13 protein-coding genes and 3 pseudogenes are annotated in these 13,782 nt (G+C 59.2%); 8 read left to right on the top strand and 8 right to left on the bottom strand.

What is annotated here, in order from left to right; translation table 11 throughout:
* The 3 genes and pseudogenes from NKH95_RS29230 to NKH95_RS29220 all read right to left on the bottom strand — a co-directional run.
* Positions 1–348 (bottom strand): annotated as a pseudogene (locus tag NKH95_RS29230) (transmembrane anchor protein); the annotation flags it as partial.
* 36 nt (positions 349–384) lie between these two features.
* Positions 385–1,053 carry a HupE/UreJ family protein gene (locus tag NKH95_RS29225; protein WP_245490340.1) on the bottom strand — a complete coding sequence of 223 codons (669 nt, stop codon included), beginning with the start codon at positions 1,051–1,053 and terminating at the stop codon, positions 385–387.
* A gap of 114 nt (positions 1,054–1,167) precedes the next feature.
* On the bottom strand, positions 1,168–1,452 hold the full coding sequence (locus tag NKH95_RS29220) for a hypothetical protein (RefSeq protein ID WP_127291998.1): 285 nt from the start codon (positions 1,450–1,452) through the stop codon (positions 1,168–1,170).
* A 208-nt stretch (positions 1,453–1,660) separates the two neighbouring features.
* On the opposite strand from NKH95_RS29220, the gene NKH95_RS29215 reads away from it, so the two are divergent.
* The 6 genes and pseudogenes from NKH95_RS29215 to NKH95_RS29190 form a co-directional block, all read left to right on the top strand.
* Positions 1,661–1,942 (top strand): metal-sensing transcriptional repressor, encoded by a 282-nt coding sequence (locus tag NKH95_RS29215; RefSeq protein WP_127292000.1) that lies wholly within the window; start codon positions 1,661–1,663, stop codon positions 1,940–1,942.
* A gap of 8 nt (positions 1,943–1,950) precedes the next feature.
* Entirely contained in the window at positions 1,951–3,279 is a 1,329-nt protein-coding gene (locus tag NKH95_RS29210; RefSeq protein WP_127292003.1) for a cation diffusion facilitator family transporter, read from the top strand.
* A gap of 24 nt (positions 3,280–3,303) precedes the next feature.
* Positions 3,304–3,738 (top strand): YqaA family protein, encoded by a 435-nt coding sequence (locus NKH95_RS29205; protein WP_127292005.1) that lies wholly within the window; start codon positions 3,304–3,306, stop codon positions 3,736–3,738.
* 94 nt (positions 3,739–3,832) lie between these two features.
* Positions 3,833–4,477: a DUF1007 family protein gene (locus NKH95_RS29200; RefSeq protein ID WP_502895378.1), complete on the top strand. Its 645-nt coding sequence runs from the start codon at positions 3,833–3,835 to the stop codon at positions 4,475–4,477.
* A gap of 21 nt (positions 4,478–4,498) precedes the next feature.
* Complete coding sequence (locus NKH95_RS29195; RefSeq protein WP_023809575.1) at positions 4,499–5,212, top strand: HoxN/HupN/NixA family nickel/cobalt transporter; 714 nt, start codon at positions 4,499–4,501, stop codon at positions 5,210–5,212.
* Positions 5,213–5,341: 129 nt separating this feature from the next.
* Positions 5,342–6,077 (top strand): annotated as a pseudogene (locus tag NKH95_RS29190) (CNNM domain-containing protein); the annotation flags it as partial.
* Positions 6,078–6,909: 832 nt separating this feature from the next.
* Here the strand turns inward: NKH95_RS29190 and NKH95_RS29180 are convergent.
* The 3 genes from NKH95_RS29180 to NKH95_RS29170 all read right to left on the bottom strand — a co-directional run bounded on the left by NKH95_RS29180 (position 6,910) and on the right by NKH95_RS29170 (position 8,404).
* Positions 6,910–7,266, bottom strand: coding sequence for a tyrosine-type recombinase/integrase (locus NKH95_RS29180; RefSeq protein WP_023809574.1), 357 nt, complete (start codon positions 7,264–7,266; stop codon positions 6,910–6,912).
* 69 nt (positions 7,267–7,335) lie between these two features.
* Complete coding sequence (locus NKH95_RS29175; protein WP_352894025.1) at positions 7,336–7,980, bottom strand: hypothetical protein; 645 nt, start codon at positions 7,978–7,980, stop codon at positions 7,336–7,338.
* Positions 7,981–8,023: 43 nt separating this feature from the next.
* Positions 8,024–8,404, bottom strand: a complete 381-nt coding sequence (locus NKH95_RS29170) for a DEAD/DEAH box helicase family protein (RefSeq protein ID WP_352722856.1) — start codon at positions 8,402–8,404, stop codon at positions 8,024–8,026.
* 107 nt (positions 8,405–8,511) lie between these two features.
* On the opposite strand from NKH95_RS29170, the gene NKH95_RS29165 reads away from it, so the two are divergent.
* Together NKH95_RS29165 and NKH95_RS29160 are read left to right on the top strand one after the other, a co-directional pair.
* Entirely contained in the window at positions 8,512–8,892 is a 381-nt protein-coding gene (locus tag NKH95_RS29165; RefSeq protein ID WP_206638033.1) for a type 2 periplasmic-binding domain-containing protein, read from the top strand.
* Between the two features lie 336 nt (positions 8,893–9,228).
* The gene (locus NKH95_RS29160; RefSeq protein WP_245486161.1) at positions 9,229–10,383 is read left to right on the top strand and encodes a RelA/SpoT domain-containing protein; all 1,155 of its coding nucleotides are present in this window, start codon (positions 9,229–9,231) and stop codon (positions 10,381–10,383) included.
* Between the two features lie 93 nt (positions 10,384–10,476).
* Here the strand turns inward: NKH95_RS29160 and NKH95_RS29155 are convergent.
* Positions 10,477–10,644: pseudogene (locus tag NKH95_RS29155) on the bottom strand (IS1595 family transposase); the annotation flags it as partial.
* Positions 10,645–10,802: 158 nt separating this feature from the next.
* Positions 10,803–13,709 (bottom strand): glycosyltransferase, encoded by a 2,907-nt coding sequence (locus NKH95_RS29150; protein WP_352894023.1) that lies wholly within the window; start codon positions 13,707–13,709, stop codon positions 10,803–10,805.
* Positions 13,710–13,782: the final 73 nt, after the last annotated feature.

The raw sequence follows: 13,782 nt of genomic DNA, 5'->3' as shown, positions 1-13,782 counted from the left end.
TTCGTCTGTCCGGAGTTCCTGGGCAGAGGCGGAACCCATCACCAGTTCAGCGAAGACGCGCTCCAGAAGACTCGACTGCTGATCTCGGGCTGGCACGGCGATCGGAGTGCCGTTTTGCAGTTCGCGAAGGCGGTCATGCTCGGCCTCTTCGGCCAGTTGTGTCTTGATCTCGCCCATCTCGGTGAGCTCGAGCGCTCGCCCAACGCCGGTGGGATCGATGGCGTATTCGGCCGGCAGCACGATGGTCACAAGGATGGCAGCTGCCGCGAGAATTGCGATGACGGTAGAGCGAAGGAGTTGCATGGATGTCGGCAGCTCGGCGCGGGTCGGGATGTCGGTATTGTACATAGGAGAATTCCTTTTTTGGGATCTTTACTTGGAGGCTCAGGAGACGACCCAGCCGGTGAGCTGATAGCCGATCAGCACAAACCCGGCGGTCATCATGATGGTGTTGGCGGTGTATGCGTGGCGCCAGAAACTGTCGGTCCGGCGCCAGTAGCCCATGACAATAAGGATGGCAGCGAGCGCCAAAAGCTGGCCAATCTCAACGCCGACGTTGAAGGCAAGAAGATTTGGCACTAGCCCGTCGGGCGAGATGTTGTATTCGATGATCTTCGTCGACAGGCCGAAGCCGTGGAAAAAGCCGAAGATCAGCGTCGCGATCCTGGTGTTCGGCTGGAAACCGAGCCACCTCTGGAAAGCGCCCATATTGTCGAGCGCCTTGTAGACGACCGACAGGCCGATGATCGCGTCGATGATGTAGCTGTTGATGCCCACCTTGAAATAGACGCCAAGCAGCATGGTCGTGGAATGGCCGAGCGCGAACAGGCTCACATAGATGCCAATGTGCTTCATCCGGTAGAGGAAGAAGATCACGCCGAACAGGAACAGGATGTGGTCGTATCCCGTCACCATGTGCTTGGCGCCGAGATAGATGAAGGGCAGCAGATTGATGCCCGTGATCTCCTGGATATAGCCCTTGTCGCCTTCGGCAACGGCATGGGCGAGGGCAACCGCCCCAAGCAATGGAAGGGTCAGGAGAGCAATGAGCATAGGAAGGGCCAACCGCCAGCGCGCGCAAGGCGTGCGTGGCGGACCCTCGTAGAAGGATCCTTGCATGAGAATTCCAATCGTCGTCGTTGAGGATGGCCGCGCGTGCGGCCGCGATCATGCGATGACGATCTGCCTGGGAGGGCGCTCAAGCCGGAAACGGATTTTGAGGTCGGCAAACGAAGGCGGGTAAACCAGCCAGCTCCGGCCTATCGGCGGTGCTGGCTGCGCGAAGCCCGGAAGCGTGCTCGCCGTCTCATGGGTGTGGTCGGCCGGATTGTGGCCGTGGGTATGACCAAAGCTCTGCTCATCGGCTTCGCCATCGTCATGGCTGTGGCCGTGTTTTTCGATCTGTGCTGCCAGCTCTGCGTGACGCGCTGCCTCGGCGGCAGCGAGCGCCATCGGGCTATGCGAGGCCGAACCACCCATTGGGGAGACCAGCACGCCGAGAGTCATCGCGAAAGCGACGATGAGACGAAAGGCTATGCTATGGATCCAATTCGGCATGCTTAACGATTATTCTCTAAAATCCTAACGAATGGTTGCGTGCACCAGAATCGAGGCCACTTTGAGGCTTGGAATATCCTCTCTGGGGGGATAGCATCAAGGTATGAATGAGCGTCCCCACGTCCACGAAACCCATCCTGCCATCATCAAGCGGCTGAAGCGCGCCGACGGCCATCTGCGCGGGATCGTCGAGATGATCGAGGCCGGTCGACCGTGCCTCGACATCGCCCAGCAACTTCATGCCGTGGAGAGGGCCATCGCCCAGGCCAAGAAGACGCTGATCCAAGACCACCTCAACCACTGCCTTGAGGACGTCGTCGGACCGCTGGCGCTCGAGCAGCGCCGCTCGATCGACGAGTTCAAGGATATCACCAAATACCTGTGAGAAGCGCCATGATGGACAAAGTTCGCGATTGGTTCGGATTCGGCCCGATGACGCACGGCATGGGCGGCCACGGACATGATCACGGCGAGGGCGGCCATGGTCACACCCATGGCGTCATCGACCCGACGATCGCCACGACGACGCGCGGCATCTGGGCGATCAAATGGTCATTCGTCGTTCTGGCCATCACGGCGGCGCTTCAGCTCGTGGTCGTGTTCCTCTCCGGCAGCGTGGCACTGCTGGCCGACACGATCCACAATGTCGGCGACGCGGTCACCGCTATCCCATTGTGGGTCGCCTTCATGCTGGCCCGTCGCAAACCGAGCGAGACGTTCACCTACGGGCTGGGCCGCGTCGAGGATCTGGCCGGCATTCTGATTGTCCTCATCATCCTGTTCAGCGCCATCGTTGCCGGCTACGAGGCGATCGACAGGTTGATCAATCCGCAGCCGATCGCATTTCTTGGCTGGGTCGCCATAGCCGGCATCATAGGTTTCTTAGGCAACGAGGCCGTCGCTGTGTTCCGTATCCGTGTCGGCCGCGAGATCAACAGCGCGGCGCTGATCGCGGATGGTTACCATGCCCGCACCGACGGCTTTACCAGTCTGGCGGTCGTGCTTGGCGCTATTGGCGTGTGGCTAGACTTTCCGCTTGCCGATCCGATCATCGGACTGTTGATCACGCTGGCGATCTTCGCCATCGTATGGCAGTCGTCGAAAGCCGTGTTGACCCGCATGCTCGACGGCGTCGAGCCTGGCATCGTCGATGAAATCCATCATGCCGCCAAGCATGTATCCGGCATCGAGCGTGTCCAAAGCGTGCAGGCGCGCTGGATCGGCCACCGCCTGCATGCCGACGTGGCCATCAGTGTTCCGGAGATGGCGACGGCCAACGACGTGCTGGGTGTAACTGAAGCCCTCAAACAGGAGCTGTTCGCCCACTTGCCGGCGTTGGCCGAAGCCAACGTTCGCTTGGTGAGCCCGGCCGTCACTGGCGCGGAAACCTCTCATGCTCACCATCATGCGCCGGAGCCCTTCAAGGTCGCCTGTGATCTGGCTGAAGGGACATTGGAAATCGTCGATACACCGGCTGGCGAGCGGATGCGTCTGACGATCGACCGGCATGCCGACGATTTGACGGCGACGGTGATCATCGACCGGCCAGAGGGGCCGGAGACGTTGCACCTCGATCCTGTCGCCGACAATCATCATCGCCTTGAGAGCACAGTCACCCCTGCCGAGCCGCATGAATTCGAGGCAAGACTGGTCCTGAAGGCCAAGGATCGCGAACAGGTGCTACCGTTCAAGATGGTCGAACCCGAAGGTCACCATCATTAGGTCGACAGACAGATACGCTGTTCAATGACCGATCTCGCAGCCTACGCTGGTCTTTTCCTGGCAGCCTTCATCGCCGCGACGATCTTGCCGATGCAATCGGAAGCGGTGCTGATCGGGCTCTTGCTTGCGGATTATTCGCCCTGGTTGCTAGTCGGAGTCGCGAGCGTCGGCAACGTGCTTGGGTCGGTGATTAACTGGTTGCTCGGCCGAGGCATTGAGCGCTTTCGGGACCGGCGGTGGTTTCCGGCGAACCAAACGCAACTAAACCGCGCACAAGTGTGGTATCGCCGTTACGGGAAGTGGTCGCTTCTGCTGAGTTGGCTGCCAATTGTCGGTGATCCGCTGACCGTCGTCGCGGGCGTCCTGCGCGAGCCTTTTCGGGTTTTCCTCTTGCTGGTCACTGCGGCCAAGGTCGGCCGTTATCTTGTTCTTGCCGCCATGACGCTGAGCGTGATTTGATCTTGAGCGGCCCACCTTAACCGCATGTCCCATTTCGGCCTGCTTGCAATGCCAGACGTGCTGCCTGACCGGAAACGATGAAGTGCGAGTGAAAATGCGACTGACGGGCATGGTATCAGGCGTCGCGCTGTTGCTCGCTTCCGCCGCGGCGGCGAGTGCCCATCCCCATGTCTTTGCCGAAGCGAAGCTGGACATGACCGTCGGTCAAGACCGCACGGTCAAATCACTTCGGCATCTCTGGCGTTTCGACGACCTCTTTTCCAGCACTGTGCTGATGGAATTCGACAAGAATTCCGACCTTGTTCTTGATACAAAAGAACTCGATGAGGTTGCTCTCACCGTCCATGCGTCGCTGGCCGGGTACAACTACTTTCAGATGGTGACCTTGAACGGCAAGGACGTGACGATGGCGCCGCCACCGAAGTTCAGCGTCAGCTTTGAGAATGATCAGCTCGTTGTCCAGTTCGAAACGCAGCCGAAGGACCCGTTGGCTCTTGCTGGAAAAGTCAGCATCGGCGTATATGACCCGACCTTCTACACGGCGATCGATTTTACCGACGACGACAAGATTGCTGTGGCTGGCCTGCCTGTAGGCTGCTCACGCGCGGTCGTCCGTCCAGATCCGGACACGGCCATCGCACAGAACCAGAAAAGCCTGACAGACGCGTTCTTCAGTGACCCAACAGGGACCGATCTCGGCAAGATTTTCGCGACACGCCTCGAATTGACCTGCGGCTGACCCGGAGCCGGTTCGATGGCCATGTTCCAGACGCTGGTCGACTTCCAACGCACGATCTACCTGGCGCTGGCCGAGCAGATCAAACTGCTTTCGGCCGGCGGCGATTGGCTGGCCTTCACGGCCTTTCTGCCGATGGGCGTGTTATTCGGTGCAGCGCATGCGCTGACGCCGGGTCACAGCAAAGCCCTACTGGCCACGTATTTGGCCGGTTCGGACGCAAAGGTTTCGCGCGGTCTTCGGGTATCACTGACACTTTCCTTCACGCATGTGACGATTGCCGTGCTGATCGCGGCGCTCTCGCTACCGTTGGTGTCTATTGCCCTGGGCAGTGTTGGCCGCGCGCCGCTACTAGAAGACGTCAGTCGCGGGCTGCTTGGACTCATAGGCGTCTGGATGCTCTGGCGCGCATTGAGCCACGGCCATCACCACAAGCATGAGGGCGAGGCCGTCGGCGTCATGGCCGGCTTGATCCCATGCCCGCTGACGCTTTTCGTGATGACCTTCGCAATATCCAGAGGCGTTCCGCTCGCCGGTATCCTGTTTGCAATCACCATGATGGCCGGCGTGGCGCTGACGCTGTCTTGCGTTGCGGTGTTGTCGATCCTGTTTCGGGAGCGCCTAGTGCATTTCTTCGACAGCCGGCCACGCCTGTTCGATGCCATTTCGCGGACGATCGAAGGCGCTGCCGGAATTGTTCTAGCCGGCGTAGCGGTCTGGCAAATCACTTCTTCCTAACGCTGTCCAAAGCCAGAGTCCCCGCGTCGGGGCAGCAGCTCCGCGTGATAATTCTGAGCCCAATGCGGTTGCGCAATAGCGCCAAATACGCTTCACAGATCCCGCCAGTCAGATCCAGCAGAGGATATCATGCCGGCGGACGATGGTAGTCTACGCGACATTCTTGGAATTCTGTTGGTTCTAGTACTCGTTGGCGCAAATGGCTTCTTTGTCGCTGCGGAATTTGCGTTGATGGCGGTCAGGCGGAGCCGAGTCGACGAACTTGCTACCGCTGGACGCTTGAATGCCGGGCTGCTTCAAAGAGCCTTGGCGAATCTCGATGCCAATCTTGCCGCGACCCAGCTGGGTATCACCATTTCGTCGCTGGCGCTTGGCTGGGTTGGCGAACCTGCACTCGCCCATCTGATCGAGCCACTGCTGGTCGGAGCGATGGGGTCTCTTGCCACCGCCGGATCCCATATAATCGCCGTAGCAATTGCTTTTATTATCATCACTGCTCTCCACATCGTTCTGGGCGAGTTGGCGCCGAAAAGCCTGGCGCTTCAGCGTAGCGAGGGCACGGCACTCTGGGTGGTGCGGCCGCTAGGCCTGTTCCTGTTCCTGCTCAGGCCGGCGATCCTCGCTTTGAACGGTCTTGGCAATCTGGTGTTGCGTCTCTGAGGATTGCGGCTAGGGACGGGCGAGGAGTCCCTGCATTCGCTTAGAGCTGAAGCTGCTTGTCGCGGCGAGCCAGGAGGCAGGGCTGCTTCACCAGACCCAGCAGGAGCTCGTCGAGCGCGTCTTCAACATTGGCGATCGGCGCATCGCCGATATCATGACGCCGCGGCGCGATATCGACTGGATCGGCGTGTCGTCCGCAAACAGCCCGGAAGGTAAAGACCTGTTTCGCAAGGCACAGCTCACCTCGAACCTGCAACTCAATTGGGCCGACGGGATGCAGGGCGCTGGCCCACCGTCTGAGCAGGTCGTTTGCAATGCGTTGCTAGCCCCACAGGGTCTTTGGCGGTGGCGGATCACCCTCAGGATTATCCAAATCGTCTGGGTCGGGAAAGAGATTTTGCTCGCGCAGGTTCGAAGTCAGCACATCAAGTTGGTTCTGCGCTTCGATGTGAGCCAGCCGCTGTTTGGCCCATTCGATCAATAGCCGCGGCCGGGAACGGGTATCTGATAGCGAGCACAAGTCTTCGCCAGCCCTCGTCCGATATGTCGAACCGCTCAGCAAGCGTGACGATAGGGGTCGACCAAACGAGGTCATACAATTCTTGGCGGGTGAAGGTGTGCGGCATTTTTGGCTTGGGGACGGATTCGGTGGGTGAGACAACCCAGTCGCTAGGCCGCTCAAAGTCAAGCAAGCGATGCGCATTTCCCGCGCCTGACGCACGTGGCGTTTCCCTGTTGGACTACTTTCATTTCCCTGTTAGGGCGAATAGGGAATTCCTGGACAACGCGTTGAAACTACTGTGAGATTTCAGGCCGGAATTGGCTCGGCCGCTCAAAATCGCCAGAAATTCGCTGTTTTTCGGGCTCTAATAGGGAAAATCAGACAGAGACTGGTTCGCTCCTGACTGCCACCACCACCATAACCATTGATTTCATTGATAAAAATATGCCTCGGTCCAAAACGTTTTGGACCCATTGTGGGCCCCAAAAAAAGGGCCGCTGATATGGCCACGCTGCGCATGGTCGGTTGATTTCACTTACTTGACGACGCGCAGGGCCGCTCGCTGCTTCATCGCATCGCGTTTGGCCTCGCGCTCATTGATGGCGCGGGCTATGTCGACAGCCATTCGCTTCTTGTTGGCCTCTCGGACATATTCGTCCGTCACCGTCATGGAAGAATGCCCCATCGCCTCCATGATAGCGCGCGCTTGGATGTTGCATTCGGCGAGATACGTGCCGAAGGTACGGCGTAGCCCGTGCAGAGTGTAGCCCTCCGGAATGCCGGCCTGCTTGTGCCAATGTGCCATCATGCCGGTGAGACTCTTTTCCGCGAATGGGTGCCCATAGGCATTCTTCAGCACCGTGCCGCCTTTCGAACGATCAAGCGGCGCCAATAAACATCTCGCGCCCGCCGTGATGGTTGCGGTTTTTCTTCTGCCGGAAATCGAAGGCCTCGATCACCTCTAGAGACCCGTCGAACAGTTCGATCTCCTCGAAAACCAAATCGTCCCATTCCAACGAGGCGATATCGCCTCGACGGTTGCCGAGCCAGAACGCGAGCGCGTAGCAGGTGCGGGGCGGGGAGCCAATCGGATGGCGCGCCTCGAACTTTTCCCGAATGGGGACCCGCCACGCGGGATTGGCGGTCGATTAGGAATCCGGACGTGGATCGACAGTGAGGATTCGTTCTGCGGTTTGATCCATTTCTCAATTTCGATCCCCACCCACAAGAGCTTCTTGATTGCGACCAGCAGGTGCTTGGCAACCGTCCTGTTGGCGGCAAAGACGCTTTCTATAATCGAACGCAGATGGTCGGCGTCGAGATGTTCGACGGGCGTATCGCGCCAAGTTGGCGGACAGGCAGGATCGACCTGCATCCGAAGGAAGCGTTCAATAAGACGGGCATTCTTCCGCTGCGTCGCTTCGTCAAAGTCCAGCCATTCCATCGTCGCTTCAAGCCGCCGCGCAGCATGACCGAATGTCTTTGGCAACGCCCGACCGGGTAGGTCGATAATAGCTGCCTTGAGGCCCTGGCCTTGCGTCGCCTTTTCGTAGGCAGCCTCGAATTCCGGATCGCCGGGCTGACCTGGGAGGCGGATTTCAGGCATTCCCTTTGCACGATAGCGATAGACTGTCTTTCCATGACATCCCCTACGAGTTGCGCGCCGGTTCCAAGGAAACAGGCCTTAATGAGGCCGTACTGGAGATCGGTGCAGTCCTGGAACTCGTCCAAGAATACCTGGCTGTATGTTTCCTCAGCGCGTTCCGCGCGATCACGCTGCCCTCGACGATCGTCTTCGCAAGAGGGATCATGTCCCTGAATGTAATCGACTGGCCCTGGATGCGAGCCGGCCCGACGGAGAAGTCCGCAGCCAGTACGTCCTGCCCGGTGAGCGCGAGGCGGAACTGCTGGATTATGCGGAGCACGAAGCGATGGAATGTGAAGCTGTCGAAGCGTTCCCCAAGCTGGTGGCCGCACCGGCGCCTTACGCGCGCCTTGAGGTTCGTGCTGGCATCGACCTTGAAGGAGATCGCAAGGATACGCTTTGGGTATCTGCAGCTTCGCGTCCGCAGGAGAAAGTCGGCGCGTTGCGAGCATCTCCGTCTTGCCGGCTCCCGGTCCGGCAGTGAGCGCTAGGTTGGCTTCGGTCTCTGTTGCTGCCTCTAGGGCATTGGGCTCCAGAACGAACCCGTCCGAAGGTTTCCAATGTTCCGCACGGATCATTCAGGAAGATTTCCCAGCATCGTCCTCACGCGTTCGAGAGCCGATCGAGGAGCTGGCGAAACGGCCGGAGGTGCGCTTTCGCACGCGCTCTTACGAAACGGTGCGCTCGGCCGTCGCATCCGGCTTCGGCATGGCCGTCCTCAACATGCGGCCTATCGGTCGCGCCACCGCCGATGGGGAGGAGATCGTTCGAAGACCAATCCTCGATGAACTGCCGCCACCGACGCTGATCGTCGCCGACATGAACAATCGAGTGGGAATGATTCAGGCCCACTCAAACGTCGATTGGCTTTGATGAACCTTCGCATATCGCCCACCCGGATTTCTAGGTACCACCATCAGAGCAATAAGGCTCACGGTGGTGCTTTTTAATGCCCAATGCGATGGAGAAAAGGCAATTTCCTGCCATGAAGCCTTCAATTGTCCTGAGGTATCTTTCAGGAGGCAATTGCTATGTTGTCGGCGTCGCCCTTAAAGCACTGAAAAGAACTATAAGCTGGCTGACCGTGACGGCATCTACGTCCGCGTCATGTCCAGGGGCGCGATCTAGGCAGATACGGCCGAGACGATCGCTCGCGGAGATCCGATGTCGCGCGCTATGGTACTTCGCTTACCCAAACGGATATGACTCTTGGGATCTGATTCCCCTGCGATAGTCCGGCCAGTCCAGAATGAGGCGGGCTATCTTGATTTCTTGGCTCCAATGACTGAGTACCCGCGCCTTGCCTACAGCATGAAAGCCGTTCGCAAGGCAGGCGACCGGCTGGCAAAACCTATTCAGTTCGGACGAGACATCACTGTCGGCCAGTATGTGGACGCACTCGAAATCTTCTCAATCGCCAATAGCTGGCGCGACTCGCACTTTCTGCCGATGCGCAGCGTTCGGTTCTCTGTCGGTCATCACATAAGAGCCCTGCGACTGGAGGGCGACATGGCATCCCGGCCGAAGCGCATGGCATCCATTCGTCGGAAGCTTCGAGAGTCCACCACCAATTTGGACACCATGAACGACATCGGCGGTTGCCGAGCGATCATGGCCGATATCAAAGGTGTTCGCTCGCTTCTCGCATCGATGCGAGACAAGTTCCCCCATGAGATCCACTCTAGGGAGTTTAACTATATCGATGAGCCGAAGCCGGACGGGTATCGAAGTCACCATATTGTTTTCAAATACCGACCCAGAGATGCCGACACCGAGGCTTTCGACGGACGACGCATCGAGTTGCAAGTTCGTACCAAGCTTCAGCACTCATGGGCAACTGCGGTTGAGGCTGTCGGGCTATTCCGGGGCCAGGATTTGAAGCACGGAGAGGGCGACCAGGATTGGCTTCGCCTTTTCCAGCTTATGTCGGCGGAATTCGCGCACGTTGAGCAGTGCCCCGTTCATGTAAGTGTTCCGGATCACAATGACCGGGTTCGAGAATTGCGGGATCTCAACAAGCGTATAGATGCGATCGGCATACTAGAAAAAATCAATAATACTACTCACTGCCCAGAAAACTTCGTACATAAAGCAGCCAAAACTCGATACTATTTGCTTCAATATGGAAAAGATCATAAATTGTCCATCGAGCCGTTCTGGGCGCTTATATTAGGTGCGCGAAAACTGAAAGAGATCGAGCAAAAAATCGAGCTAAGGGGCAGTGAGGTGAAGGCTGTCTTGGTCGAGGTAGATAAGAAAGAAAAGCTTGTGGAAATGTATCCGAATTACTTCGGAGACGTTTACTTATTTGCTCGTAATCTGAAATCCATCTGCACGGGAAAAGCGGCTATCGAATACAGTTAGCCTGCACAGGTGGTAGCTCCGAACCCTACGAAAGGCCCTATTATGGTTCGGCTTAAGCGCCGTCGCTCGCTTCCGTGTGAAGTAACCCGAGGCGAGGCGCTTGCCGACGATACCATCGAGGCTGCGACCGGCCCGTGCATCGTCGTTCATGCCAGGGGCTACGCGTGAATTATGGCGGAAGTCATATTCGGAGAGGTCGCGGTGCAGATGCTTTTTTGCGCAAGGCTGATAGGTGCCACGCATGCCGCGCTTGAAGATGCTGATGCGCCGGGTATTTTGGCAGTGTTTACTCAGCCGCCGGGGCAGGTCATTCCGATCTCGGGGTGACATCGGGCGATCGCAGCAGTCTGGCGAGTGCGGAGCGTTTCGTCGATCTTGCGCACGTGAGCGGGACCGATGACCGTGACAAAGTTCACCGTTTAATCGAGCATGGCCTCGACGGTGGCGACAAAGTCGTCGAGCGAGCGATCCCCGCGAATCTCGATGCGTGGAAGATCGATGGGATCGCAATTAAGGTCCGCCGGCCCGTGTCTGCTGCCGAAGCCGATCCGATAGCCGGACTCCTTGGCCAGTCTGCCGAGCCGTCGGTCGGTGACAGAGAAGGGTGCCGCGAACGCCGAGGTTGGCCGACCGGTCCAACGTTCGATGAACATACGAGAGCGCAGCAGTTCGGCGGCCAAGTCAGAGCTCGACAGACCATCGATCGCGCGATGCGTCGCGAGATGGCTTCCGAAGAACGCACCTTCGGCGGCGAGCCGCCGCACCGTCCCGGCATCCATAAGCTGCGTCGGCGGACCGTTTTCGGCATCCCACTGCGCGCTTTCACCCACCAGGTCAGTCACCAGGAACACTTCCGCGGTCAGGTCGTTCGCGCGCAAGGTTGGCCAGGCTTGGTCGGCAAAATTCTGGAAGCCGTCATCGAAGGTGATGAGCACTGGGCGGCCAGCGAAAGGCTGACGGTTGGCGATGGACCGTTCCAGTTGCTCGGACGTGGTCGCGTGAAAGCCATTGGCGCGCAGCCATGCCATCTGGCTGGCGAATGCGGCGGGCGTTAGCCGAAAACGGGCGAGGGCAGCCGGACCTTCTTCGGCGACGCTGTGGTACATGAGGACAGGGATACGTGGCCGCCGCTCGCTGCGCGCGACGTCGCGGCGCAAGGCCCGCGCCCCGCCCCAGACGATATTTCGGGCGACCCCGAGTCCGATGGGCGCGCGGATCGGCGCATGATCAATCCTCGGTTCCGTCACTACATCGTGCGGTGACAGGCGGCGGAAGCGGTCTATGCGATAGAGCTCGGTCTGGATCGACTGCTCGAGGACGAGACCTTCGGTCGCTGCGAGCGCCTCTGAGATCGCTTGTGCCCCGAATGTGTTCCAGTCGAAGCCCGTCCTTTCAACATTGTCACGCAGCACGAATGCGTGGGCGCTGATGAAACTGCCGCCAGGCGCCAACGCCTCTGCGAATTTTTTGGCAATGCGCCGCAACTCGGCGAGATCATCCAGATAGTAGAGCACTTCCGAACAGAAGATCAGATCCATTTCACCCGGCAGCGTGTCTGCGGAGAAATCCAGTACGCCGAATTCGACGTTCGGCTGATCGCTGCATCGCGCGCGGGCCCGTCCCACGGCTATGGCGGAGATGTCGGTTGCGGTCAGATGGCCCACTCGCGGCGCCAGCTGCCGCGTGAAGTGGCCCTCCGCGCAGGCGAGCTCAAGTGCCCGTCCGATGGGACCCGCAGGCAGAATCTCGAGTTGCCGCTCATATTTTTCCTGCTCATAGGACGAACCGTAGTTCCAGGGATCCTCGGTCGTGAAATAGCCATTCCAGAACAACGTGCGATTCTCGTCGTGCCTGGGCCGTGCACGGCGCGGCGCGGCAGAAGGCTCCGCAGGTTCGGCGCTCGACCGGACCAACTCCCGCGCTTGCGCAGCCAATCTCGCGAGTTTGCCGAAATGGCTGTCCGGATCAGGCTCGCGTTCGGCTGTGCCTGACAATGCCCGGGATGGAAGCGTGTTCGGAGTGTTGGCGCCAGCCTCCTTTTGCGGTGCGAAATTCCGGATCAGTTCAATCCAATGATCCCTTGTCACTGTCCCGAGCACGCCGAATTGTACGACGGCCTCGATGTGGCCATCCATCATCAGGTAGGCATAGATTTGGTCGATTCCTTCCGGCAGTTCGGTCGAGGTCGGATTTCGAGCGTCGACGCGGATTCCAAGTGTTCGCGCCAGCCTGCGCGGCGCGCCAAGATCGTCGGCGTCGAGAAGCATTTGCTCAAGCTGATACTGGATGCGGCGAGCCGCTGCGGGATTGTCCCAGACCTTGCTGAGTTCGGTAATCAACTCGGTGATGGCGCGGCCGAACCTTCCCCACCTGGCAGCCAGTTGCGCCGGCACAGACAGGCTTCCCACCGCAAGGCCGTTGATGGCTACCTTGGCGATCTCACTCGCCCACTTGCGTCCGGCCGGAAGCGCGCGCAGGGACTGCGGGTTGATCGAGCCCGAGCCGCCGCCGCAATCCAACGCGGCGTTCCAAAATGCGAACCACGCGAGTGCTTCGGAAGCGGTGCGGCCATCCGCCGAGTTCGCTCCGTTGGCGTGGATAGTCACCGGGTGTTTGACTCTGGAGTCGGCAGAGAAGCCACGGGCGATGACGATTTCCGCGTCGGCCAGCATCTGAGATGAATTGCGGGTGAGCGAGTTGGGGCTAGCCCGGTAGAAGGCGAGCGGCTCGTCGACCATTACCCAATTTCTGCCGAGACGGGCGAGGCGCTGCCACAGATCCCAGTCCTCGCATGTACGCAGCGACACATCGAAACCGCCCAACTCGACGATTGTCTCCCGGTCGAGCAGCAGCGCGTGGGTGGCGATGGCACACCGGCGGGCAAATGTTTCAAAGGGCTGGATCGCAACCTCTGACGAGATGCTCAACCAGATAAGTTCGCCATCGGGCATCACGCATTGGGAGCCGCAATAGGCGGCCACTGAATCGGGCGCAGCCTCCAGTGCGGCTAGCATTTTCGCGAGGAAGCTGGCGTCTACCCAATCGTGCGCATCCAGAAACATGAGCCAGTGGCCGCGCGCCGTCGAAATCCCGCTATTGCGCGCGCCGGCGGGGCCACGGGCGCAAGAATTCAACGTCCGAAATCGGGAATCTTGTTCCACATAACTGGCAATGATCGCGGGGGTGCGGTCCGTGGAGGCGTCGTCGACGATGATCGCCTCCCAATCCACGATTTCCTGATCGAGAAGGCAATCGAGTGCGCGCGCCAGCGTCACCTCTGCGTTGTGCGCAGGAACCACGATTGAAACCAATGGATTATGCGCCATGCCGTCTTACCCAAGCCTGGTTCGAAGGTACAAGAGCCCCGAGACATAGCCGGCGGTTTCCCGCCAAAGGAAA

The organism is Mesorhizobium sp. M0848, from assembly GCF_040319805.1.
Classification (GTDB): domain Bacteria; phylum Pseudomonadota; class Alphaproteobacteria; order Rhizobiales; family Rhizobiaceae; genus Mesorhizobium.
This window is presented reverse-complemented; position numbering and strand designations above follow the sequence as displayed.